Annotated in this window: 19 protein-coding genes; 3 read left to right on the forward strand and 16 right to left on the reverse strand. The window is 65.9% G+C overall.

The window, feature by feature from the left end; translation table 11 throughout:
• Positions 1–60: 60 nt before the first annotated feature.
• The 4 genes from cas7c to cas3 are packed head-to-tail and all read right to left on the reverse strand — an operon-like array spanning position 61 to position 5,697.
• Positions 61–927, reverse strand: a complete 867-nt coding sequence (gene cas7c, locus ACZ6TI_RS16905) for a type I-C CRISPR-associated protein Cas7/Csd2 (protein WP_465345985.1) — start codon at positions 925–927, stop codon at positions 61–63.
• Positions 924–2,741: a type I-C CRISPR-associated protein Cas8c/Csd1 gene (cas8c, locus tag ACZ6TI_RS16910; protein ID WP_465345986.1), complete on the reverse strand. Its 1,818-nt coding sequence runs from the start codon at positions 2,739–2,741 to the stop codon at positions 924–926. The genes cas7c and cas8c overlap by 4 nt, the downstream gene beginning before the upstream one ends.
• The gene (cas5c, locus tag ACZ6TI_RS16915) at positions 2,741–3,448 is read right to left on the reverse strand and encodes a type I-C CRISPR-associated protein Cas5c (protein WP_465345987.1); all 708 of its coding nucleotides are present in this window, start codon (positions 3,446–3,448) and stop codon (positions 2,741–2,743) included. Before cas5c ends, cas8c begins: the two co-directional genes overlap by 1 nt.
• Positions 3,445–5,697: a CRISPR-associated helicase Cas3' gene (gene cas3, locus ACZ6TI_RS16920; protein ID WP_465345988.1), complete on the reverse strand. Its 2,253-nt coding sequence runs from the start codon at positions 5,695–5,697 to the stop codon at positions 3,445–3,447. Before cas3 ends, cas5c begins: the two co-directional genes overlap by 4 nt.
• Positions 5,698–6,286: 589 nt before the next feature.
• Between cas3 and ACZ6TI_RS16925 the strand changes: the two genes are divergently transcribed.
• The 3 genes from ACZ6TI_RS16925 to ACZ6TI_RS16935 all read left to right on the forward strand — a co-directional run bounded on the left by ACZ6TI_RS16925 (position 6,287) and on the right by ACZ6TI_RS16935 (position 9,135).
• Positions 6,287–6,526: an STAS domain-containing protein gene (locus ACZ6TI_RS16925; RefSeq protein WP_465346314.1), complete on the forward strand. Its 240-nt coding sequence runs from the start codon at positions 6,287–6,289 to the stop codon at positions 6,524–6,526.
• Between the two features lie 436 nt (positions 6,527–6,962).
• Positions 6,963–8,642 carry a tetratricopeptide repeat protein gene (locus tag ACZ6TI_RS16930; RefSeq protein WP_465345989.1) on the forward strand — a complete coding sequence of 560 codons (1,680 nt, stop codon included), beginning with the start codon at positions 6,963–6,965 and terminating at the stop codon, positions 8,640–8,642.
• Complete coding sequence (locus tag ACZ6TI_RS16935) at positions 8,635–9,135, forward strand: hypothetical protein (RefSeq protein ID WP_465345990.1); 501 nt, start codon at positions 8,635–8,637, stop codon at positions 9,133–9,135. Before ACZ6TI_RS16930 ends, ACZ6TI_RS16935 begins: the two co-directional genes overlap by 8 nt.
• A gap of 334 nt (positions 9,136–9,469) precedes the next feature.
• On the opposite strand, the gene ACZ6TI_RS16940 is transcribed toward ACZ6TI_RS16935, so the two are convergent.
• The 12 genes from ACZ6TI_RS16940 to ACZ6TI_RS16995 form a co-directional block, all read right to left on the reverse strand.
• Positions 9,470–10,171: a hypothetical protein gene (locus ACZ6TI_RS16940; protein ID WP_465345991.1), complete on the reverse strand. Its 702-nt coding sequence runs from the start codon at positions 10,169–10,171 to the stop codon at positions 9,470–9,472.
• 817 nt (positions 10,172–10,988) lie between these two features.
• Positions 10,989–11,276, reverse strand: a complete 288-nt coding sequence (locus ACZ6TI_RS16945) for a hypothetical protein (protein WP_465345992.1) — start codon at positions 11,274–11,276, stop codon at positions 10,989–10,991.
• A 240-nt stretch (positions 11,277–11,516) separates the two neighbouring features.
• A complete protein-coding gene (locus ACZ6TI_RS16950; RefSeq protein ID WP_465345993.1) occupies positions 11,517–12,410 on the reverse strand; it encodes a replication-relaxation family protein in 894 nt (297 codons plus the stop codon).
• Positions 12,411–12,670: 260 nt separating this feature from the next.
• Entirely contained in the window at positions 12,671–13,528 is an 858-nt protein-coding gene (locus ACZ6TI_RS16955; protein WP_465345994.1) for a hypothetical protein, read from the reverse strand.
• A gap of 233 nt (positions 13,529–13,761) precedes the next feature.
• A complete protein-coding gene (locus ACZ6TI_RS16960) occupies positions 13,762–14,571 on the reverse strand; it encodes a protein kinase family protein (protein ID WP_465345995.1) in 810 nt (269 codons plus the stop codon).
• 85 nt (positions 14,572–14,656) lie between these two features.
• Positions 14,657–14,824, reverse strand: a complete 168-nt coding sequence (locus tag ACZ6TI_RS16965; RefSeq protein WP_465345996.1) for a hypothetical protein — start codon at positions 14,822–14,824, stop codon at positions 14,657–14,659.
• Positions 14,821–15,945: a radical SAM protein gene (locus ACZ6TI_RS16970; RefSeq protein ID WP_465345997.1), complete on the reverse strand. Its 1,125-nt coding sequence runs from the start codon at positions 15,943–15,945 to the stop codon at positions 14,821–14,823. Before ACZ6TI_RS16970 ends, ACZ6TI_RS16965 begins: the two co-directional genes overlap by 4 nt.
• 245 nt (positions 15,946–16,190) lie before the next feature.
• Positions 16,191–17,000, reverse strand: a complete 810-nt coding sequence (locus ACZ6TI_RS16975) for an SAM-dependent methyltransferase (RefSeq protein ID WP_465345998.1) — start codon at positions 16,998–17,000, stop codon at positions 16,191–16,193.
• Positions 17,001–17,073: 73 nt separating this feature from the next.
• The gene (locus ACZ6TI_RS16980) at positions 17,074–17,679 is read right to left on the reverse strand and encodes a GNAT family N-acetyltransferase (RefSeq protein ID WP_465345999.1); all 606 of its coding nucleotides are present in this window, start codon (positions 17,677–17,679) and stop codon (positions 17,074–17,076) included.
• Positions 17,680–17,697: 18 nt separating this feature from the next.
• Complete coding sequence (locus tag ACZ6TI_RS16985) at positions 17,698–19,188, reverse strand: APC family permease (protein WP_465346000.1); 1,491 nt, start codon at positions 19,186–19,188, stop codon at positions 17,698–17,700.
• A 66-nt stretch (positions 19,189–19,254) separates the two neighbouring features.
• Positions 19,255–20,031 carry a GOLPH3/VPS74 family protein gene (locus ACZ6TI_RS16990; protein ID WP_465346001.1) on the reverse strand — a complete coding sequence of 259 codons (777 nt, stop codon included), beginning with the start codon at positions 20,029–20,031 and terminating at the stop codon, positions 19,255–19,257.
• Between the two features lie 166 nt (positions 20,032–20,197).
• Positions 20,198–20,443 (reverse strand): hypothetical protein, encoded by a 246-nt coding sequence (locus ACZ6TI_RS16995; protein WP_465346002.1) that lies wholly within the window; start codon positions 20,441–20,443, stop codon positions 20,198–20,200.
• Positions 20,444–20,599: the final 156 nt, after the last annotated feature.

Raw genomic sequence — 20,599 nt, forward strand, 5'->3', positions numbered from 1 at the left:
GGCAACACGCAGCCCTGTCTGCGGGCGGACCTAAGGTGGGCCGTCCGCAGACATCTGAAGTCACGGCCAGAGGTCGACGATCGTGGTGAGGTCGATGCCGTCGGCCAGTGGGGTGTCGGCCCATTCACGACGGTAATCGGTGAGCGCGCGGGGTGCCTTTTCGGGGTCGTTGCGTTGGAGGGTGAGCCGACTGGTGAGGGCTTTGGCGGGCTGGGTGCCGTAGGCGTCGGGGTGGCTGAACACGTAGAGGCCGCAGAGTGCCATCTCACCGCGGCTGGCGGACCGGTCGTGGTCGAACATCACGGTGATGGCCTGCCACAGGGCGGCCAGGTCCTGCTCGGTGACCCCGGTCTTGGCCGCGCGGGACGCGGAGTGAAACAGGTGTGCACGGTAAAGGCCGTACGGGACGGTCCACTTGGAGCCGATCTCGGTGCTCTCCCCTTTGTCGACGTCTTCCTGCCGGGTCTGGGTGACCCGGGTGATGGTGTGATCGGTGGGGAGCACGGGATCGATGCTGCGGGCGAAGGTCAGCTGCACCGGTCCGCGGACCTGGCCGGCGCCACCCTTGACGGCTCCGGTGCTGAGCACGCCGCCGAACATGCGGATGTCGAAGTAGTGTTCGCACAGCCACGCCTTGGCGTCATCACTTTTGCCGGGGTTGGCTTTGAGTGCCTCTTCGATGCGGGTGTTGAGGGCGTGCCCGGCCTCGACGAAGATGCCGTAGTTGGGGTCGCCGCCGTGGATCAGCGAGACGGTGTCGCGGATCTTGCGTTTGAGGGCGACGTCAGTGACCAGGCCCTGGCCGGTCTCGTCGTCGATGCGTGGTTGGTTACCCGCGTCTGGATCCCCGTTGGGGTTGCCGTCCATCACCTCGAACAGCAACACGGCGTCGTGACGGCGGGCGGGGTCGAGGTGGGCGGCGGTCATGCTGGGTCTCCTTGCGGTTCGTCGTTGGTGCCGGGTTCGGGGTCCTGATTGACGGGGTTCTTCTTGGCCTCTGCCGCTGCGGCGCGTTCGGCGTGCATGTCGGCGCGCTGCTGGTGGTAGCCGAGGATGAAGTTGCCCTGCTGGACGAGCAGGGCCTGAGCGGGGAATCCGCCGCGCTGGGCGATCTGGGAGTACACGTCGTCCAGTCGCTGCTGGTAGGCGGTTGCCGATCCGGGACGGTGCAGCGGGCCGCCGAGCCGGCGCAGCCAGGCGGGGGCGGTGCGTTGCCCTGAGATCAGGGCCGCTCGCGGGTTGATGATGGCCCGGCCCAGGTAGCGCTGGGCGAAGCTGGTGTTGAGTGGCTGCTTCGCGGCCCGGAACACGGCGCGTTGCAGCTCGTCGAGGATGGCGAAGGCACGGCCGCAGTGGTAGGCGGCGTCGGGGTTCGTGAGGTCGAGGGTGGGCATCAGGGCCTCTCTGCGGTGAGGTGGGCGGCGCAGGGCGAGCCGGATCAGGGCTGCCCGGGCTGTATCGATGCGTCCGTCGGTGCGGACGCGGTGCAGTAGGTGGGCGAGCAGGCTGGGCGGCAGCGGTCTGCCGAGTAGCGCTGAGCGCAGCAACGCATGAAAGACACCGGACGGGCGATCCTCGCCGGAGCCACCGAACTTGACCCATTCGCCGGCGCGGCCGCGGTTGTTCTGCCAGCGGCCGGTCGCCCTGGCCAGTTGCGCGAGGCTGATGCGGGCGGTGTCGCCGGTCCAGGCATCGATGATCTCGTGGTCGGTGAACCAGCGCAGCAGGTTGGCTTTCACCTGCGGGACGGGTATCTCGATCCAGTCACGGACGACGACCCGGGCGACGTTGCCGCCGAGGGTCACCGAGCAGTACAGCGACAGGTCGTCCCCGCCCGGTCCGGAGGCGTCGACCGGGGCGGCCATCATGTCTCGGATGTGCGCCGGGTCGGGTTGTTCCAAGGGGCCCATCGGGTCGAATGTTGGCCCGCCGGTGACCCACCAGACCAGGCGGGCGTTCTGACCGGGCAGGGTGTAGCTGTGCGACTGGTCCGACAGCAGTGTTTCCAGCGTGCCCATGAATTTCAGGGCACAGTCGGCGCAGATGGGCGTGTGTCCGAGGAACTTTTGCAGTTCGTAGCCGTGCACAGCCTCGTTGACGCTGACCAGTGAGGCGCTCTGCTTCGCGCCGGGCAGAAGCCGGCGGGGAATCTGTTGCGGGATGGTCTTCAACAGCGGTTGGACACGCTGGCACACCATGCACAGTCCGGTGTTTCCCGAGCCTTTCCGGTCGCCGGCGACTTGGGCCCAGTAGCTGACTGCCGATGGGGTGTTGCAGGCCCAGACCTGGTCGACGCGGAACGCGGCGAGGTCGCCTCGGCCCCAGGCAGGGAAGTCGTTGTGGTCAACGGTGAGGTGGTGGCCGTCGCGGTAGAACGCGGCGATCGCCGTGCCAGGCCCCTTCGGGTCGGTAGCTGCCCAGTCCTCGATCAATTGCCGGAAAGCCGCTGCCTGTTTGGGGAGTCGGGCGGGGTTCGAGCCCTCGAATGCCCATCCCAGGACGTATTCGGCGTTGTCCACCGCCAGCGTCGGTGCGATCCCGACCGTGCGGGTGATGGCCGGTACGGGTCGGCGCGGCCCGAATTTGCTGTCGGCGTCGGCCAGGTCGGTCGGCTTGCCTCGCAGGGTGCCGTCCGCGGAGATGTCAAGCAACCACCGCACCGGTTTGCGCCGGTAGAACAGTGCAACGTCATCCGCGTCGGCGGTGGCATTGGCGTACTCGACCAGCCGCTGTAACAGCATCAGAGGCCCCCACCAGTTGGCAGGGCCAACTCCATGCCGTGCTCCGGGACATGCAACACACCCTGCTTGATGCCGGCGGCGAACCACTGCATCCGGGCGCTGCCGCCGCTGTCGCGGTGAATGGAGTGCAGCATGATGCCGATCTCTTGGTTCAGGTCGGTCAGCCGTGGCGTGTCGTCGCTGTCGCCGAAGTCTGCGGAGAACTCCCTGGTGCCGAGGAACGGCTGCTGGAAACAGGCGCCCCGCCGGACCCGGCGGCGGAACTGGTCGCGGTAGGCGGCCGGCCGCCGGTCGGCGTGCGCCTGGACGTGAATGTGAGCGTGGATCCGGTAAGCCACGTCGCGCAGGCATACCGCGTTGCGCTGGTCGCGGTTAGCGACCGTGTCAACGCGTCGTACCCCCCGGATCGCGTCCGACAACGGTGCTACGTCGGTGGTTTCGTTGCGCCGCACCGAGAACTGCCGGATCGGGCGCAGCACCTCGATCGCGACCACCTGGTAACGCATCTCCGGCTTCCAGAAGATGGCCTCCAGCACGCCCACCGCAGCGGGCGGTGTCATCACCGGATAGCTGACCCGCTCAACCTTCAACTCCGGGCGGGAGAACAACGCCGCCTCACCGGCGACCTGGACCACGACAGGGGGGTCACCGTTACTGTCGCGAGGCAGCACCAGAGCGGGCGAGGCCTGGTGGGGATGGCTTGTCATAGCAGAAACTCCTCTACTGCCGGATCGAGGTTGATACCGGTCGCCTCGTCGTAGCCGCCCAGCCATTCCGCGAGGCCGCCCGGACCCAGAACACCTTTGATCGGGGCGAGTTGCGCGACGACGTCCGGCCGCTGGAGCAGGCTCGGATGCAGATTGGTGACGTACGGCTGCAGCCTGCGGAAATCGGCTGCCGACGGCTGGTCGCCGCCGAGCCGCTCGATCAGCGCACGAACCTCACTGCGCTTTGCGCCCTGGGCCGCTTGCGGGGTGACCACCGAGACGCCGGAATCGCTGATCATCCGAAACGCCAAGCAACGATCACGTGCCTTGGTGCGGGGATCCATCGGCCCGTCCGCGACCGTCTGGAACTCCCAGCGACGGCGGGCGGCCTGGATGCGCTGTCCCACGTGCGCCGAGTCGTGCAGCGCCAACGCGTCATACAGCCCTTGGTAGTAGGCGGGATGCGCGTCAAGGTCGTCCGGCTGCTTCTTTCCCGGGCCGAAATGCAGCAGCGTCTGATCGACCGCGATCCGGTAACCCGGTGGCATGCCGCCGTCGGACGGGTTGAAGATGACCACCCGGCCAAGCTCAGCCATCCTGCCGTCCCGGTTGGCCCGCCCGGCCGCCTGCAACAACGAATCCACCGGCGCCACCGCACGGAAAACCACCGGAAAATCAAGATCCACCCCAGCTTCGATCAACTGAGTCGACACCAGCAACGTTCGCTGCCCAGCCGTCAACCGCGCCCGTACCGTCTCCAGCACCGCCCGTCGATGCCGAGGACACATTCGAGTGGACAGATGCCACGCCTCCCCATCGGGCAGGTCACGCCAGCCGTCATAGACCGTGGCCGCGTCGGCGGTCGTGTTCACCACGACCAGCGCCGCATCCATTGCCGCCGCCTGCGCGGCGATATCCGCCAGCGACGGCCCAGGATCCACCTGCCACTCGAAACGGACCCGCCGCAGCCGTTGCGCCAGCCCTTTCGAATCGTCAACAAGATCGACCGGATCGAGATCGTCGAACTCCCGCAACGCCCAGAAGTCCGGCTGCGTCGCCGACGACAACACCACCGTCGTCCCGAAATGCTTCACCAGCAGCCGCAGCCCATCCAGGATCGGCGCCAGCATCGCGTGCGGCAGAGCCTGGATCTCATCGAGGACGATCACCGCACCAGCCAACCGATGCACCCGGCGCATCGCCGAGGGTTTCCGCCCGAACAGCGACTCGAACAGTCGCACGAACGTCGTCACCACGAACGGTGCGTCCCAGTTCTCCGCGGCCAGCCGATCCCAAGGACCACGACCTTCCGCATCCAAATCGACACCACTGTGGTGCTCCAGCACCACCTGTCCCCTGCCGCCGCTGCTGTCTGCCAAGAGGTCCCGGTAGACGGCCGCGTTCTGTTCCGTGATCGTCAAGAACGGCACCGCGACGATCACCCTCCGATGGCCGTGCGTGGCCGCATGCTGCAATCCGAACCCCGCCGCGGCCAGCGTCTTACCCGAACCCGTCGGCGCCGGCAGCCGGAAGATTCCGGGCGGCAACGCCGCAGCCGATACGCAGTCGGCGTAGACCTTCTCCCGCATCACATCGATCGACGAGCTACGACGACCCTCCAGCGACCGAACCCGGGCCGCTTCGAACCGCTCCATCAACAGCGCGAAGTCCGGTTCCGCAGCCAGCCGGGGAGCAGCGAGCTGACGGAAATGGGCCTCAGTGTCCAGGAAATCGGCGTCCACCAGCGCACTGAAACACATCCGCGCGCCCAGCTCGCCCACCAACAAATCTTGTAGCCACGCCGTCGGCACCATCGCCGAAAGATCATCGGGAAGATCTGGGAGGAGACCCGGCAGCGAACTCAGCGCATCAACATCATTCACGTCGCTACCTTTGGCGAACTCCCTGCGCAAGGAAGGAACATCCACCAATCCGCCGTGATGGCCGAGAATCGCCACGGCGAAGCCACGGAGGCCTCGATCGAACCCGAGTCGGGCACCGGCCACCTTGTGATCAATTCCCACTTTCTCGCTGGCGCTAGCAACGGCCGCGAGACGCTTTTGCCAGGCTTGACTCGCTTTTCCAAGATCGTGAAGCCGTCCGAGCCAATACGCGACACCACCTCCACCGAACGGAGCGGCGAAACGGTGCCCTAGTTCGGCCGTCGCTCGCAGGTGTGCATCCAGGGAATGCCAGGGGCCAGCGCCAACTGGCGGAGTGTGAGCCCAAAGAGGACAGGCTGCCGACACTTGTGAAACCTCCTCAAGAAGTCCGAATGGCCGGCGTACTATTCGATGCGGAAACGATCTAGGGGTACCCGCATTGACGAAATCATGACGGCGCTCAGCAAAGCAGACAGGTACGACAGAAACCGCGGCACCGGCGCTCAACTGTCAGACAACCGACACTTCACAACCCCGCCTATTACTCCGCGATCGTGTTCGCAACTCAGCACGGCAGATCATGAATAGGCATCCGCAGCAACCCTGAGCAGCGCCGAGGCTACCCATGCAGGTAACTCAGCGCCGACAACATGAGTGCCACCGTGCCGGCTGACGAAGCGCCTCCCCCGAGAACTGCGCTTGGAAGTGCTCCTCCGTCGGCGGTTACGAGAAGGGCGACGATGATCCCGACGACCGGCGCCGCCAGTACGACAAGCACGAGTCGCAGTTGCGGATCACCGTCGGGTGGCCGGGGTGGGCGTGCACTCATCGGCAGCATCTCCTTCGGGTTCCTGATCGTCATCGCCGACTCTTCCGCGGTGCCGAGGCGCTCCGACCTCACCGCCTCCAAGGGTGCGTCGCGTGATGCCGTGCCGGCAGGGGCGGCGTGACGTTCATGGACTCGACGGGCATCACGGCACTCGTGCGCGCCCACGACCGCGCGACCAACAACGGCGTCACACTGACCGTTGTCAACGCACAGCCAATCGTGCAGCGCGTCCTTGCCGTGCCCGTTGTCTTGCTGGTGTTGACCGGCGACGACCGACGGCCGGGCCGACTGCCGGTGAAGCGTTCGCTCGGCCACGCCATCGCCCGCTGGCTGGCGTGTAGGGCGGACGACCTGGGCCGCTGGTGAGCTGGACTGGCACAGCACAGAAGGGCGTGCGAGCAGCCGGACCGCACAGCCTGGGCGACGGGGCCGAGCTGCTCGCGCCAGGACGTTGCGCGCCAGACACTTCGGCTCAGTCGCGGTTAGCGCGCCTCCGGCGGGGGCTCTCCCGGCTCCGGGATGCGCGCACCTCGCCACCATCGCCCCGGGCAAAGCCGAGCAGACCCCCGCCGGTAACCACCGGCCTGGCTGCCTAGCGTCAAGGCCGTCTTGACGCGGCGGGCGCCGACGGTGCCCCGCTCCCACGGTGGGCGGGTCGAGGGTGACGGGATGCTTTGCTGATCTCGTCTGTTCATCTACGACGCCGCCCCGCAGCCGAGCAACTTCATCGGCGATGGGAGATCCCACGTCCGATGCCCGATCGGCGCTTCCCTGCACCGGCTGTCCGGTGTATGCAGGTTCGGTGGAACTCGACACAATACAGGTCGCCTCTGCGGCAACGCCGTACGTCATCTCTGCAGTCACCGCCTACGGGATGAAAACACTGGACACCATGCCGGAGACCGACGCTTCCGAAGCGCCTGGCACAGCGTTGGATATTGGACGTCGACTGCTCAAACGCATCCTGCGTGGCGAGAAATCGCGGCAGATGATCGAGAACGCAATCCTTGATCTTGTTGCGGGGGAAGAGGACAGCGTTGCAGCGTTTAGGCTGCAGCTTCGCAAGGCTCTCAACGCGGATTCTGATCTTGCCCGGGAAGTGGCCACAATACTGCCTTCTGCCGACTTTTCCGTTACGGCATCAGGGCAACGTTCCGTCGCGATCGGTGCCAACTCCGGGATTGTTAGTACGGGAGATGGCCGGCCGGATGTGGGGGCCTACCGCCAGCATGTCGCCAATGATGAAGCCGACACTACCGATCCCGCTCTTGCCGCAAAACTGGGCAACTTAGCGACTAGCCTGTCTACTCGTGGCCGAGTTAGCGAGGCAGTCCCCCTCTTTCAACGGGCCTTGGCGATCACGGAATCTACTCACGACTCCGATAGTCCAGACCTAATTCCCGCTCTAGGAAATTTGGCAACAAGCTACTCAGCTATTGGTCGGCATGGTGAGGCAACCTCTCTGTTTCAGCGCGCATTGACCTTGGCAGAGTCCGCTCTAGGTCCCGATGATCCAGCCCTTGCTGCGGCCCTGGGAAACCTGGCAAGCAGCTATTTCAACTTGGGTCGACCGGCGGAGGCGGTGCCGTTGCAGCAGCGGGCGCTTGGGATCGCTGAGGCGGCTCTCGGCCCAGACCACCCCGATGTGGCAACCTATTTGGGTAACCTTGCGACCAGTTACCGCGCTTTGGGTCGGTCGGCGGAGGCGGTGCCGTTGCAGCAGCGGGCGCTTGGGATCGCTGAGGCGGCTCTCGGCCCAGACCACCCAGTCGTGGCAACCTATTTGGGTAACCTTGCGACCAGTTACCGCGCTCTGGGTCGACCGGCCGAGGCGGTGCCCCTTTTCCAGCGGGCTCTAGCACTGATCGAAATGACTCTCGGACCTGATCACCCCGACGTCGCAATTCATCTCGGAAACCTGGCGACCGCCTATTCAGCTTTGGGGCGGTCGAGCGAGGCGGTGCCGTTGCAGCAGCGGGCGCTTGAGATCGCTGAGGCAGCTTTCGGCCCAGACCATCCCGACGTGGCAACCTACCTAGGCAATCTAGCAACCAGCTACTTCGACTTGGGGCGGCCCGCCGAAGCGGTGCCGTTATCTGAACGCGCCCAACGCATCGCGGAACGCACATTTGGCCCGAGCCACCCTATCGTCGCCTCCTATTTGGGCAACCTCGCCACAAACTACAGTGCCCTCGGTAGGTCGGCCGACGCCGCACCCCTCTTTGAACGGGCACTCAGCATCATTGAGGATGCCGTAGGACCCGACGACCCCGAGGTTGCCATTCACCTGGCCAACTTGGCCACGGCCTACTTCGCTCTGGGCCGATACACCGAGGGGATAACTTTATTGCAAAGGGCAACAAGGCTTTCCGAACAAAGGCTTGGCCCAAATCACCCGACGAGCAAACAGATCTTGAAGATGTTGGATGGAGCCACTAGACGCGGAGGCCTAGCGACAGAATCCGGTCAACCGAATGACTGACGCGGAAAAGCCTGATGAAATTACAGTTCTTTTGCGCGTGCTAGATATAATTGAAAGTCGTCTGTTGGTAGCCAATGATCTGGCAAAGATGGACAAGCAGCAGATACTGCATGTGTCGGATTCGATCGTAGAAATTAGGACCAGCATGAGCGAGAACTATAACGTTGGCCAAGCAGGCGCGGTGGGCAGATACGCCAAAGCGGAGAACGTCAACTTTCAGCAAATCTGGCAAGGAGCAGCCCCTAATGTCGACATTGAGGCGCTGACCGACGAATTGAAGAGACTTCGGGCGCATCTACGGCAGGAAGCTGAGACGCCCGAGCAGGATGAATCTGTTGCTTCCATCAGCAAGGCGCAGGTTGCTGCAAGTGACGGCGACGGACCGCGTGCAGTACAGCATCTAAGACAGGCAGGAAAGTGGGCGCTTGCGGGTGCTACGACTATCGGCACTACCGTTGCGGCCGCGGCCCTGAAGGCCGCGCTTGGTGTCTAGGTCCTGGCTACGCCCCCGTCAAAGTCGCGGACCAGGTCTTGGCATGCCCCGCATTTGGTCGGTCCACACGTCGACCTCGGCCGGCGGATATTGGCAGACGAGTTACCGCTAGTTGGCCTGAGTGACTAACTGAGTGACAATCGCCAGTAACCACGACGGACAACCACGGACGCTTACGGCCTAGAGCCGCAGGTCATCGTCCCTACGGAGCCAGGTCAAAGAACTCTGTCGGTTGCCTGGGCGTCAAGGGGTCGTGTGGTGGCTTGGCTTCTCATTGACATGGGCCATCAGTATTGGGACCGGCCAATTCCACGTTGTCCTGTCGACTCGCTCCTCAGGACAAGAAGCCGGATAGAATGCCAGCGAGAGCCGCCACGAGCCCTGCCGCTGCAACGCCAGATATGCCTCTGTCCTCTTTTAGCACCAAGAGGAGAGCGTTCTTGAAGATCTTTAGTGGCGACTCCGTTGACAATCCTGCCACTCGGCGAATTGGTCGGGACTCTCCGGTTATCCAACACTTAACTTCTGGGTCATCTATAGCTCGGTCAGTGATTAGCGTTAAGTCGATCCAATCCCCCGAATTCATCAGTTTAGGCTTAAACTCGCATTGAAATCTGTCATCGCCCTTGATGCTACCCAAAGGGTATATTCCAGGATGAGAGGACTCGGTGACGGATACATCAAGGATGATTCCGCGAGGAACGCTCACTTCGATTGGCTGCTGCAAATCCGCTTCTTGAATTTCCCTCTTACCTGTGTTGCGGATGCGAAGACGGCAAATTCGAGGATCCTTAAGGACGTGCTGTCTCTCGGTATACCCGGGTACCTCGCCGTCCCATACGACCTTGAGCCGATCATCGTTATCCGCCGCCCTAGTACTGATCGGCTCATTAGAGAGAACGGCGTAGTCTAATGTTTTCGGCTGCTTCTGTCGCATGAAGAAGTACCAACTGATGAGGGCGCCGATGAAGACGGAGGCCACCGTCAAGATGACGTTGTCAGCGTTGCTGCTTAACCACCGCACGAATTCACCCACCGCAGCAGGATAGCCACTCCGGCATCTGGGTGCCGCAGGTAGCCTCGTTCCAAGCCCCGACGCTTGAAGGCCGGCGGTCGTAGCCGACGAACGTCCTGGCAGCCTGGGAGTCGTTCTGACAGCAACGCTGACAGCAACCGGCGCGTACGACGACGACCAGGGCGACGCGGCGACGGACAACCTTCCGAGGCCACGGCCACAGACGGACGTCGCCAGCCGACGCGCCCAGAACTTACAAACGAGGGGTCCTGTGGCTGCCGAGGTCGTGGAGCCGACGCCACCCCAGTTGACGATTCGCCGGCCCAGGCAGAGCACCACAGCCGAGGAGCAGCTACTCTGCTTTCATGGCAGTGCCGTCCCGGTGTGGACGCTCACGAGTTTCCTCTGGCATCGGCTCACGGAATTCCCCTGGGGGACGACGAGCGACGGCCCAAGAGGCCGGGCCGAATCAGCTGAACCATCTGCTACGACCTTGCCTCGTCCCCTCCTCGGTGCTGCTCTTTGCTCTTACGCCCGCCGGCCCGACGCCGCGGACGACGAGCGACCGCCCTCGGCCATGGCGACCGCCGACTGGGGGAATTACGTGAGCGGATCACGGCCTGCGGAATTCCGTGAGCGCTGACAACTGGTGCCCCATTCCACACGATCGCTCTGCTTCCGGGCCCTCGTAGAGGCGGCGCTTGCCGATCTCCAAGCGGGCATACGGCTCGGGGTGAAGTGAGGTTCGGAGTGGTCGGCCTGGGGGCGAGGCTAAAGCGATCACCGCGGAGGGGCGGACGTCGGATCCTTGCCGCGTCCGCCCCCACGCCCACGATGGTCAGGCCGCGTTGACGCGATGGAGCCGCAGGAGCCGGGCAAGGCGTGCGGCTTGATCGATGGTGGGTAGGGGTGCCTCGGCGGCGAGGGCCTGGATCTCCTCTTCGATGGCGGGGTCGGTGAGTTTGTGGGCCATCGGCAGGGTGCCGCGGGCGTCGGGGTGTCCTGGCGTGTTGGCGTGCGGGTTGTCCGCCGATGCGAGTTCGCCCGCCGCCCCAGACGGGGCGACGGGCGACGGGTCTTGCGGTGCGTGGGGGTTCAGCCGTTGGTCATGATGGCGTCGAACCATCGTCCTCCTCGCGGGACACTGATGTGCCAGGCGCAGATGATCGTGGTGGGCATGGGGGTTCTCCTCTCGAGACATCCCGGCCGGCCGGTGCCGGACGGAAAGACATTGCGAGTCAAAGGATGTGGTTGGTCGGGTTGGGCGCGATCAGCCGCGGCCCGGTTGGGTGCTGTTGGGTCGCGGTGATGCCGGTTGGGTTGACACCCTGCCCGCCGTGCGTACGGATCTTCGACAGCGGAGATCTCAGGGAGTCGTACGCGGTTCAGCCACGGGCCGCCGCGCTGCGGCCGACGTCGGTAGGTCCGTTAGCCGTAGTGCCGCCCCTGCACGCTGGTGCAGGCGCCAGACGTCGTCGGCGGGGCTCAGCCCGGTACCGGTGATGGCGTCGCGGGCGGCGGTGGCGATGGGGTATCGGATGCCGGCCTTGGTGAGCTGGTGGTGCAGATGATGTTCCCGCACTGTGGAGTGCAGCCAGAACAGCACCGGATAGGCGCGGCCGGTCGCGCGGGCCAGGTTCTCGTAGCCGTCGATCTTCGCGATCAGCACGGGTAGGGGTTCGGTGCCGGTGTCGTACTCCAGGAAGAACGGCGTCCGCCGTTCGTGCTCGGCGTACACGCCGTGCCCGTCCGGGCGGACCCGCGGGATGCGGGCCATCAGGGTGGGCGGGTCGCCGGGCTCCATGAACCCGCCCATCGTGGTGAACCGTGCCGCTGGCCACCACCGTTCCAGCGCCGCACCAGGATGGGTACGGGCATGCCCGGCGAGGTCGGTGAAGAACTGGTTGACCCCCAGCAGGTGCGGCAGGTTCGCCCGGTTGGTCAGATGCCAGCGGCGCTTACGGGCCTGGTCCTTGCGGGGCAGATCCTCCCCGCGGTGCGCGGCAACGACCTCAGTCCCGAGTTGGCCGAGGACGTAGTGGTACGGGTAGGTGCCGCCCTCGGCCCGAAACGGCCGGAACCGGGCCAGCAAGTCGACCTGACAGAGCTTGCGGAGCCGGCGCTGGGCGAAGTCCAGTGACCCGTACAGGGCGTGGGCGATCTGGAATGAGGTCAGCACACCATGATCGGCGAGCCAGCCGAGCAGGACGTGATCACGGTCGGTAAGACGGGCTTGGACCCGCAGGAAACGTTCCTCCATACACGAACACCCTTCGATCAGAGACGACAGCCATACGCACTTTCACCCCCACCGGGAGACCCCCAGAGAGGGTCTGTCGCGACCCGCGCGGAGTCTGTCAGAACGGCGCTGGCCTGCACTGTCAGACAAGCGTGGGGGTCGGTCTAGGGGTCCGGATCAAGGCGGACACCCACCCGTACACCCCGGCGATGCCCCCGCCGGACACCACACCGCGAAGCTGTTTCCACGGCAGCCGATGCGCAGGCGGCAGCTGTCGGTGGCTATATGCCGGGCACCTCGGTCAGCCGAACCAATGCGGTTCCGGGAGCGGTGACCGTCCAGATAGGTCCGCTCGGGTCGGCCGTGGCGTGGAGCCGGTCGAGCGTGGTGGTCGCGACCGGCACCGGTACTGGATCGGTGGCCAGGTCCTCGTGGAGTTGTTGTTCCCGGGCTGGGGTGGGGCACAGCATGAGCAGGCAACTGGCGGGTACACCGGTGTCGGCGTGCCGGTAGCCGTGCAGGGCTTGCACCGGACGAGGTGCCGGGTCGCCGCTGAATGGGGCTGGGGTGTCGTCGTCGACGTGCAGCAGGAACCGCAGCGCGCGGCCGTCCTGCAACCAGACCCCGGCCGCGCGGGGCTGCACCCATCGGATGCCCAGCCGGTGCAGCCACGTCACCACGTCCGCGCCGGGCCGCCACCCGTACAGCCAGGCCTGACCCTGGCTGGCCCGCGCCGCCCTGGTCAATCCGATCATGAACCCGTTCACGTCGACTTGATCGCGGTGCGCTACACCCAGACTCGCCGGCACCGGGTGCGAAGCCCCGTGCAGCCGCCGCGTGAGTTGCACGATTCCGCTGGCGCTGACCTCGTAGAAGGCCCGGTGCGACGAGTCGTTGTCGTACACGAACCGCCACACCAGCCCGGCCTTCACCAGCACCCCGAGATGCCGCACCGCCGCCGGTCTACTGCCGAACATCAACCCGGCGACCTGCCCGGTGTCCAGCACCGCGTACTGCGCCAGCACGGCCAGCAGCTCCCAATGCCGGTCACGGACCCCGCGCAGATCAACCTGCGCCGAGAGGCCGGACGGCCGCCAGAACCGGCTCTGCTCGGGACCGACCTGATAGCGACGCCCCATCCCGGAACCCCCGCCCCTGCCACTCGAACCGGTCCGGTCTACGCCTCGACACAGACCAGCGTCCCTTGCGGACCGTGCCAGTCGGCCCACCGAACTCTCACCTACACATAGCCGCAGGAAAGCGCTTACCTGAACACCGCTGTCCACCCAATCACCCGAACGGCCGATGACAAATGTCGCCTTTCGGATGCCCGGCTTGCTGAATTCTATGGGCACCAGCCCGGCAATTTCTCTCAGTACAGGCGTAGTGAGCGGTGTCGGTGCCATAGCTGAGCGGCGTCGGCCAGCGGTGCGGTGAAGGCGTCCGGTTCGTGGCCGGCGGTTGCTGTCCAAAGTCGCGCGTTCGCGGCGGCGAAGGCGTCGAGGCCGGCAGGCGGCGCCGCTTGCCAGGAGGGGATGGCGGCGGCGTGTTGTTCGGCGTCGGCGGGTTCATGGCCCGCCATGATCAGCCAGATCACCCAGTAGGCGGCGTCGAGCCATGCGGCGCCGCGGGTTGCCCATCCCCAGTCGACGATGCGGGCGCTGTCAGAGTCGATGATGATGTTGGCGTTGTTCCAGTCGGTGTGCAGCAGAGCGTCACCAGTGAAGTAGTGCAAGTCTTCTGCCTCGGCGTACGCCTGGAGGCGTTGTTCGGCGTGTCGCAAGGTGATGTCGGGGCAGGGTAGCTTCCCGATCCGGATGAGCAGGTCTGCGACGTGTGCGAGGTCGGCGGAGCCGGGGGCGTAGTCCGCGTGGCGTCCGTGCAGTGCTTCGAAGACGAGCACGTCCCAGTTGTCGGTCACGATGCGGGTGTGCAGCCTCGGAGCGACCGGGCGTACGTGCTCAGCGATCTCGGCTTCTCGTGCCTGCGTCCATGCCCAGCGGTGGCCGCATGGCAGCGCCTTCACGAAGTAGCGACCAGCAGTGGTGCGCAGCAGGGCGGCGACGGAACTGTTCAGTCCCGCGCCGACCGATGAGGCTGCGGTGACGGTCCCGGTCGTCTCCTCGACCTTGTTGCGGACGCTGGTCGGGAGGTGCCGGTACGAGATGCGGGTGAGCGGCAAGAGAAGTTCCTCAGTAGGGGGCGCGCCCCCGGATCTCTGGGTCATGGCCCGCCAATGATCCGGGGCGCTCACGTTGGACGTGGGGTCAGTTGTAGGGGTTGTCGTTGCCGCAGCCGCGCTGGTTGCTGGTGGTCAGGGAGTCGACGTTGGCGACGATGACCACGCCGGAAGGCTCGGCCGGGCGGCCGGTGTCACGGTTGGCGGGGCCGGTTGCGGCGGGACGGTTGGTGATCTCGACAGCGGTGACGGTCATGATGACGTGTTCCTTTCGCCGTGCTGACAGTAATTTTGCAGTGGTGCCTTCGCTTCCTGGTACACGCGTGCCATGGGTCGGCATACCCGGCAGGTGGACGACAGGGTGCAGCCTGTGCATCCGCCTGTGCGAAGCATTTGGGCGTCTGCGATCGTGGGCAGGCGCGACAGCCCTTCAGGGCCTTCAGTGATCAGGCTGATGGGGTTGTCCCGGCCGACCTTGCACATGGTGGCGAAGCCGTGCGGGTCGACGTGGAACGAGGTGTGCCCGGCGGGGCAACCGGCGAAGACGGCGCTTTTGTCGAGGTAGCCGGGCGCCTGCGTTTGCAGGGTGGTGCCGTTGCCGGTGTAGGTCGGTGAAATCGACCCGTACTCGTTGCGCGCGAAACCGAGTTCGTCGACGAGAGCGCGCATGGCTTCCAGCTCGTCGACGCTGTGTTTGGTGATGATGATCGTGACCTCGACCGGCAGGCCGGCGTCGGCAGCTGCCAGCAGTCCACGGTAGGTGTTCTTGAACGCGCCGCGGGTTTGGGTAAGGGCGTCGGCGGTCTCCGGGCTGGCCCCGTACATCGACACGGTGATCTTGTGTGGTGGGGCCTCGGTGAACAGGTCGATCAGCTCTGGGCGGGCGAGGCGGGAGCCGTTGGTGAGGATTTCCAGCATCATCGCGGCGTCGTGTGCGCGTTGGTAGGCGGGCGGGAAGTCGGGGTCGATCAGCGGTTCGCCGCCGGTGATCTGGAACCAGAGCACACCCATGTCGGCCAGCATGTCGACCAGGCGCAGCTTGTCCTGCAAGGGCAATCCGGCGAACGGTCGTTGTTCCAGGTAGCAGTGCTCGCAGGAGAAGTTGCAGCCCTTGTTGATTTCCCACGAGGCGCGGCTGTAGGTCACCGGGCCGACCGGACGGGGCCGAACCGCCAAGGCATCAGCGGTGGGCAGGCCGGTGATGTCGATCTGCCATGCCTGCTGGGCGGCGGTGACGAACCAGGACGGCACGGCAACGCCGCTGGCCGCCGCCGTCGCCAGTTCGTCGTAGTGGGTCGCCGGGAGCTGCATGCCTGCTTGTGCGCCGGGGCGCACGGCGACGTAGATGTCCTCCTGCGGGCTGACGATGACTGACATCTCCTACCTCGTTCCGGTTGCGGGCCGGTCGGCTTGTTCGAGCATCAGGCCGGCGATCGGGCGAGTTGCACGGTCGGGCCGGTGGTGGCGGTGCGCTCCGGGCGATCCGACGATGGGGCCGGGTGCGCCGCCCACCGTGGGCGGCACTGTCAGGCCGGTGAGGTGCCGCAGCGTGGTGCGGATGTCGGCATGTCGTAGCGGCGACACGCCGCTCTGCGGGGGCCGGTGTGAATGGGTAGTGGGGGTCACCGGCTGCCTGGTTTGCGGGCGAGGCCGCCGTAGACCGAGACGTGTTCCGGCGGGGGCGGTTCGGTGTCGGGGTTGCGCCACTGGCTGACAACAGTGACCCCGGGTGGGATGACGTCAAGGCCGTCGAAGAACCCGTTGACCTGGGCGCGGTTGCGGCTGGTGAAGTCGAATTTGTTCGTCCGGAACGCTTCAGCGGTCTCCGGTGGTAGGAAGTCGTCGATGGCGTGCGAGACGGCGAGGTAGCTGCCCGCCGGTAGCGCGTCGGTCAACGTTTTGACGACGCTGTAAGCGGCCTCGGTGTCCGGCAGGAAATGCAGCACTGCCATGAGCAGCACCGCGACGGGTTCGTCCATGTTCACAGTGGTGGCGAGTTCGGTGTCGGTGAGGATTCGCTGCGGGTCGAGGAGGTCGGCGTCGACAAAGGCTGTTCTGCCGGCCGGGTTGCTGGTGAGCAGCGCGCGGGCATGGGTCATCACGAGCGGATCGTTGTCCACATAGACCACCCGGGCGGCCGGGTCGATGCGTTGGGCGACCTCGTGCGTGTTGTCGGCGGCGGTGGGTAGCCCGGTGCCGATGTCCAGGAACTGCCGGACGCCGGCTTGTTCGACGAGGTAACGCACGACCCGGTGCAGGAACCGCCGGTTCTGCACCGCGGCGGTACGCACGTGCGGGTAGATCGCCTCGATCACGTCGGCCGATTCGCGGTCAGCCTGGAAGTTGTCCTTCCCGCCGAGCCAGTAGTTGTAGCGCCGCGCGGGATGCGCGACCGAGGCGTCGAAGACGAAGTCTGGCTCGGCGGGGTCCATCAGGTCAGGTCCTTGCTGTGGGTTAGCTGCTGCGAAACAGGGGTGAGCAGTCGAGGCGACGGATGGGGCGAAGTCAGCCGGTTCGCACCGGACGCCACATCCGGAACAGGGCCGTCCCGTCGGACAGTTCTAGGGTTGGTGGGCTCATGTCGGTGTAGCCGTGCCGCCGGTACAGTCGCCGGTTCTGCTCACTGGTGGCTTCCAGGTATGCCGGGATGCCGCCGGCGTCGAGGCGGGCGTGGGTGTAGTTCATCAGCGTGCTGCCCAGCCCTTGGTTCCACCGGTCGGGGTGTACGGCGAGGAACAGCAGGTGCCAGTGCGAGTCGCTCGGGTGGTGGGCGTCCATCTGCCGGTCGAGTTCGGCGAAGCGCGGCAGGTCGTCACCGGCGAGGTCGGCCAAGTGCTTGGCGTAACCCACGGGCTCAGCGAACTCGCCGGTGCGGTCGAACCACACCGCCGCTGCGCTGGCGTCCTCGGTCATGACGACCTGCCCCGCGCCCGCGACGGCATGAGCGATGTACAGCCGGTACCAATCCCGGGACGCCCGCCGCCGCCGCTGGTCATCGGGAACCAGGAAGCGAATGGCGTCCAGGTGCAGGAAGGAGTCCGCGACGATGTCGGCGACGGTGTCGATGTCACCCGGACCGGCGATGCGGAGGACCGCGGTGGTGCTGGTCATCGGTAGATGTCCTTTCGGTCAGAGGATGGCGGACAGGCCAGAGTTGGTGGCGGTGGCGCTGCGGGTGCCGCGGCCGATGCCCTGGTAGACCTCAGGTTTGGTGCGTTTGAGGATCAGGCCCCAGACGGTTCCGGCGGCGAAGATGATCATCAACGCGATGGGTACGACCTGGGCGGGACCGGTGCCAGCAGTGACGCCGTACAGCGTGGCCAAGTTGACCAGCGCCAGGTAGGAGAGGAACAGCAGGATCCCGGTAGCGATCAGCGGGGCGATGAGCCGCTGCCACAGCCTTTCGCCGCGCGCGTCGCGGGCGAAGAAGCAGATGACGGCGATGCTGGTCAGGGTGTAGAGCAGCAGGACACCCAGGCCGCCGCTGGTGCTGCCCCAGTAGAACAACTGGACCAGGGGGTCCCAGCCGGCGACCGCGTACCCGGTGAGCACGACGAACGCGACCGCGGTCTGCGCCAGGGAGGCGTTACGCGGGGCACCTTTGATGGTGGTGCGGCCGAACGCCCGCGGCAGCACACCTTCGCGGCCGAGCGCGAAGGTGTACCGGGCGATGGCGTTGTGGAAGGCCAGCAAAGCGGCGATCAGGCCGGTGAACAGCAACACCCGGCCCACGGTGACGGCGAGGTCGCCGAGCAGGACGGCGGCCTGGTTGAAGAACAGGTCCGCCCCTTCGGCAGTGGCCCGTTCGATGATCTGCGGGCCGCCGGCGGAGATCTGCACCCACGAGGCGAGGACGTACACCGCGGCGATGGTCAGCACGGTGGCGTAGGTCGCGACCGGGATGGTGCGCTTCGGGTCCTTGCTCTCCTCGATGTACACCGCGGATTGCTCGACACCGGCGAACGCGGTCATGCCGAGCACGATCAGCACACCGGCGGACGGTCCCCACAGGTTGTCCAGGGCCAGGGCCGCGCCGGTGAAGGCGAATCCGGGGCCGAGCATGATGGCAAGGCTGTAGAACACGACCAGGAGGGTTTCGGCGACGACGAGGACCACCAGGACTTTCTCGGAGAGTTTGACCTCGTTGGCGCCGAGGACTCCGATGAGGATCCAGGCGGCGAACGCCAGCACGTACCAGGGCACGTCGTAGCCGGACCAGGCTTTGAGCAGCGGGGCGCCGATCGCGGCGCCGAGCCCGCCGTAGCAGCACAGCTGGAAACTGGTGTAGGTGGCCAGGGCGAACCAGGAGGTGCCGACGCCGAACGGCCGGCCGATGCCGTGCGCGACGTAGGCGCCGAACGCTCCGGCGTTGGGGATGTGCCGGGCCATCGCCAGGTAGCCGACGACGAAGATCAGCAGGATCGCGGCGACGGCGACGATGGCGATCGGGAAGCCGAGCAGGCCGGTGACGGCCAGGGCGCTGCTGACGACCAACGCGACGACGGTCTCCGGCGCCACGGACGAGGCGATGGCTGCGCCGATGGCGAACGGGCCGAGCCGGTTACGGGCCAGCGCGTGAGTCACGCTGGTCGGCGCTTTGAGGCGGGATGATGCGGACACCGTGAGGTTCCTCCTGCAAAGGGTCGAGGGGTGTGGTGGAGGTGATGGGATGGTGGGAGGTGGTGGTCAGCGCATGGCGGCCTCACCGACCGCGGCGTCCGCGGCGCGCAGCAACTCCCGTGACGTGTCGTCCAGACCCCGTTTGAGTTCCTCGGCCAGCTGCGAGCGCTCGAACGGGGTCAGCGTGGCCAGCGCGTGGTGATGCAAGCCGGTGGCCAGGAACAGGCCCGCGAGCACCAGTTGGGACCGGTCGAGGCGACGGCTGCTCTGCACGGCGATCGTGATCGTGTTTGCCGGGGTTCCGGAGACCACGGAGTCGAGAGGTAGATAGCTGACCGTCGTGCCGCCCAGCAGCCGGCGGCGCTGTTCACGCCGGACCAGGCCGGTACGGGAGAGCCGGTCAAGGACGCGGGTCTCGGCGCGTTGTTCGTAGGCCAGATACGACATCCACACGCCGAGTTCATGGCCGCGCCTGCGGTGCCGGTTCTCCTCCTGCACCGGTGACGACCAACCTCGGCCGTCAGACGCCCTCGGCGGCCAGTCGAAGTCATCTCGTGCCCTCCCCGCCGCTCGCGCTGGCGGGGGCGGCGGCCAGGTCTGTTCCTCGGCGTCCATCTTGATCAACAGTGGGCGCAGGGCGGGATCATCGGGCAGCTCAGCCGTGGTACGGAACAGTTCACCCTGACGGAACTCGAGGAATCCGCGGTGGACCAGCTCGGCGATCAGCCCAGTAGCCAACCCGACACCCAATGGCCAGTCACCAATCTGGGACTTGCCATTGACGCTGTCGTGCGCCGCGAGCCACAGATCATCGGCGAGCCCGCGCGGCTCCACTGGTGGCATCAACAGTCCCTTTCACAAGTGACGCTTCCGAGCAGGCAATCGGGGGTGCCGGGTGTCCGAGCAGGGGTAAGAGGCTGTCGCGGCGCCGTGCGAGCCGACGGTGGGTGAGCCGCCGTTGTCAGTGCTGGTGACGCGGTCCGGCGGGCGACCATTTCGGTCGTGGCGCTCATGGCCGTGCTCCCGGTCGCCGTTGATTGCGCAGCGCGGTTATCCGGATTGCGGCATGGCGCGGTTGCACGCCGAGTTGCGTGCCGTCCGGTCGGAGTTCGAGCCCATCGAGGTCAACCCAGTCGCCATCGGCTGTGCTCTGCCGATTCCCGATCGTGGTGACGCGCAGGATCAGCCGCCCGATCCCGTACCTGTAGTCGTTGTCCTCGACGTCGATGACGTCGCCGATCTGGGGTGCGGTCATCGCAGGCGCCTTGCGTGCCGACCGGCAATGTCACTGGTCGTGGCTCCACAGTCGGGACACCACCGGTTCTTGACATTGAACGACAGCAGTCCTGCGAGGAAGCCCACCAGCAGGGCAGAAACTACGGCGCCGATCAACACGATGATCACCTCAATC

This window comes from Actinoplanes sp. NPDC051388, assembly GCF_055586225.1.

Excerpts from the sequence above, each read along its gene's own strand:
- cas7c (WP_465345985.1), bottom strand. The coding sequence starts at position 927 with ATGACCGCCGCCCACCTCGACCCCGCCCGCCGTCACGACGCCGTGTTG.
- cas8c (WP_465345986.1), bottom strand. The coding sequence starts at position 2,741 with ATGCTGTTACAGCGGCTGGTCGAGTACGCCAATGCCACCGCCGACGCG.
- cas5c (WP_465345987.1), bottom strand. The coding sequence starts at position 3,448 with ATGACAAGCCATCCCCACCAGGCCTCGCCCGCTCTGGTGCTGCCTCGC.
- ACZ6TI_RS16925 (WP_465346314.1), top strand. The coding sequence starts at position 6,287 with ATGGACTCGACGGGCATCACGGCACTCGTGCGCGCCCACGACCGCGCG.
- ACZ6TI_RS16935 (WP_465345990.1), top strand. The coding sequence starts at position 8,635 with ATGACTGACGCGGAAAAGCCTGATGAAATTACAGTTCTTTTGCGCGTG.
- ACZ6TI_RS16945 (WP_465345992.1), bottom strand. The coding sequence starts at position 11,276 with ATGGTTCGACGCCATCATGACCAACGGCTGAACCCCCACGCACCGCAA.
- ACZ6TI_RS16950 (WP_465345993.1), bottom strand. The coding sequence starts at position 12,410 with ATGGAGGAACGTTTCCTGCGGGTCCAAGCCCGTCTTACCGACCGTGAT.
- ACZ6TI_RS16955 (WP_465345994.1), bottom strand. The coding sequence starts at position 13,528 with ATGGGGCGTCGCTATCAGGTCGGTCCCGAGCAGAGCCGGTTCTGGCGG.
- ACZ6TI_RS16965 (WP_465345996.1), bottom strand. The coding sequence starts at position 14,824 with ATGACCGTCACCGCTGTCGAGATCACCAACCGTCCCGCCGCAACCGGC.
- ACZ6TI_RS16970 (WP_465345997.1), bottom strand. The coding sequence starts at position 15,945 with ATGTCAGTCATCGTCAGCCCGCAGGAGGACATCTACGTCGCCGTGCGC.
- ACZ6TI_RS16975 (WP_465345998.1), bottom strand. The coding sequence starts at position 17,000 with ATGGACCCCGCCGAGCCAGACTTCGTCTTCGACGCCTCGGTCGCGCAT.
- ACZ6TI_RS16980 (WP_465345999.1), bottom strand. The coding sequence starts at position 17,679 with ATGACCAGCACCACCGCGGTCCTCCGCATCGCCGGTCCGGGTGACATC.
- ACZ6TI_RS16990 (WP_465346001.1), bottom strand. The coding sequence starts at position 20,031 with ATGCCACCAGTGGAGCCGCGCGGGCTCGCCGATGATCTGTGGCTCGCG.
- ACZ6TI_RS16995 (WP_465346002.1), bottom strand. The coding sequence starts at position 20,443 with ATGACCGCACCCCAGATCGGCGACGTCATCGACGTCGAGGACAACGAC.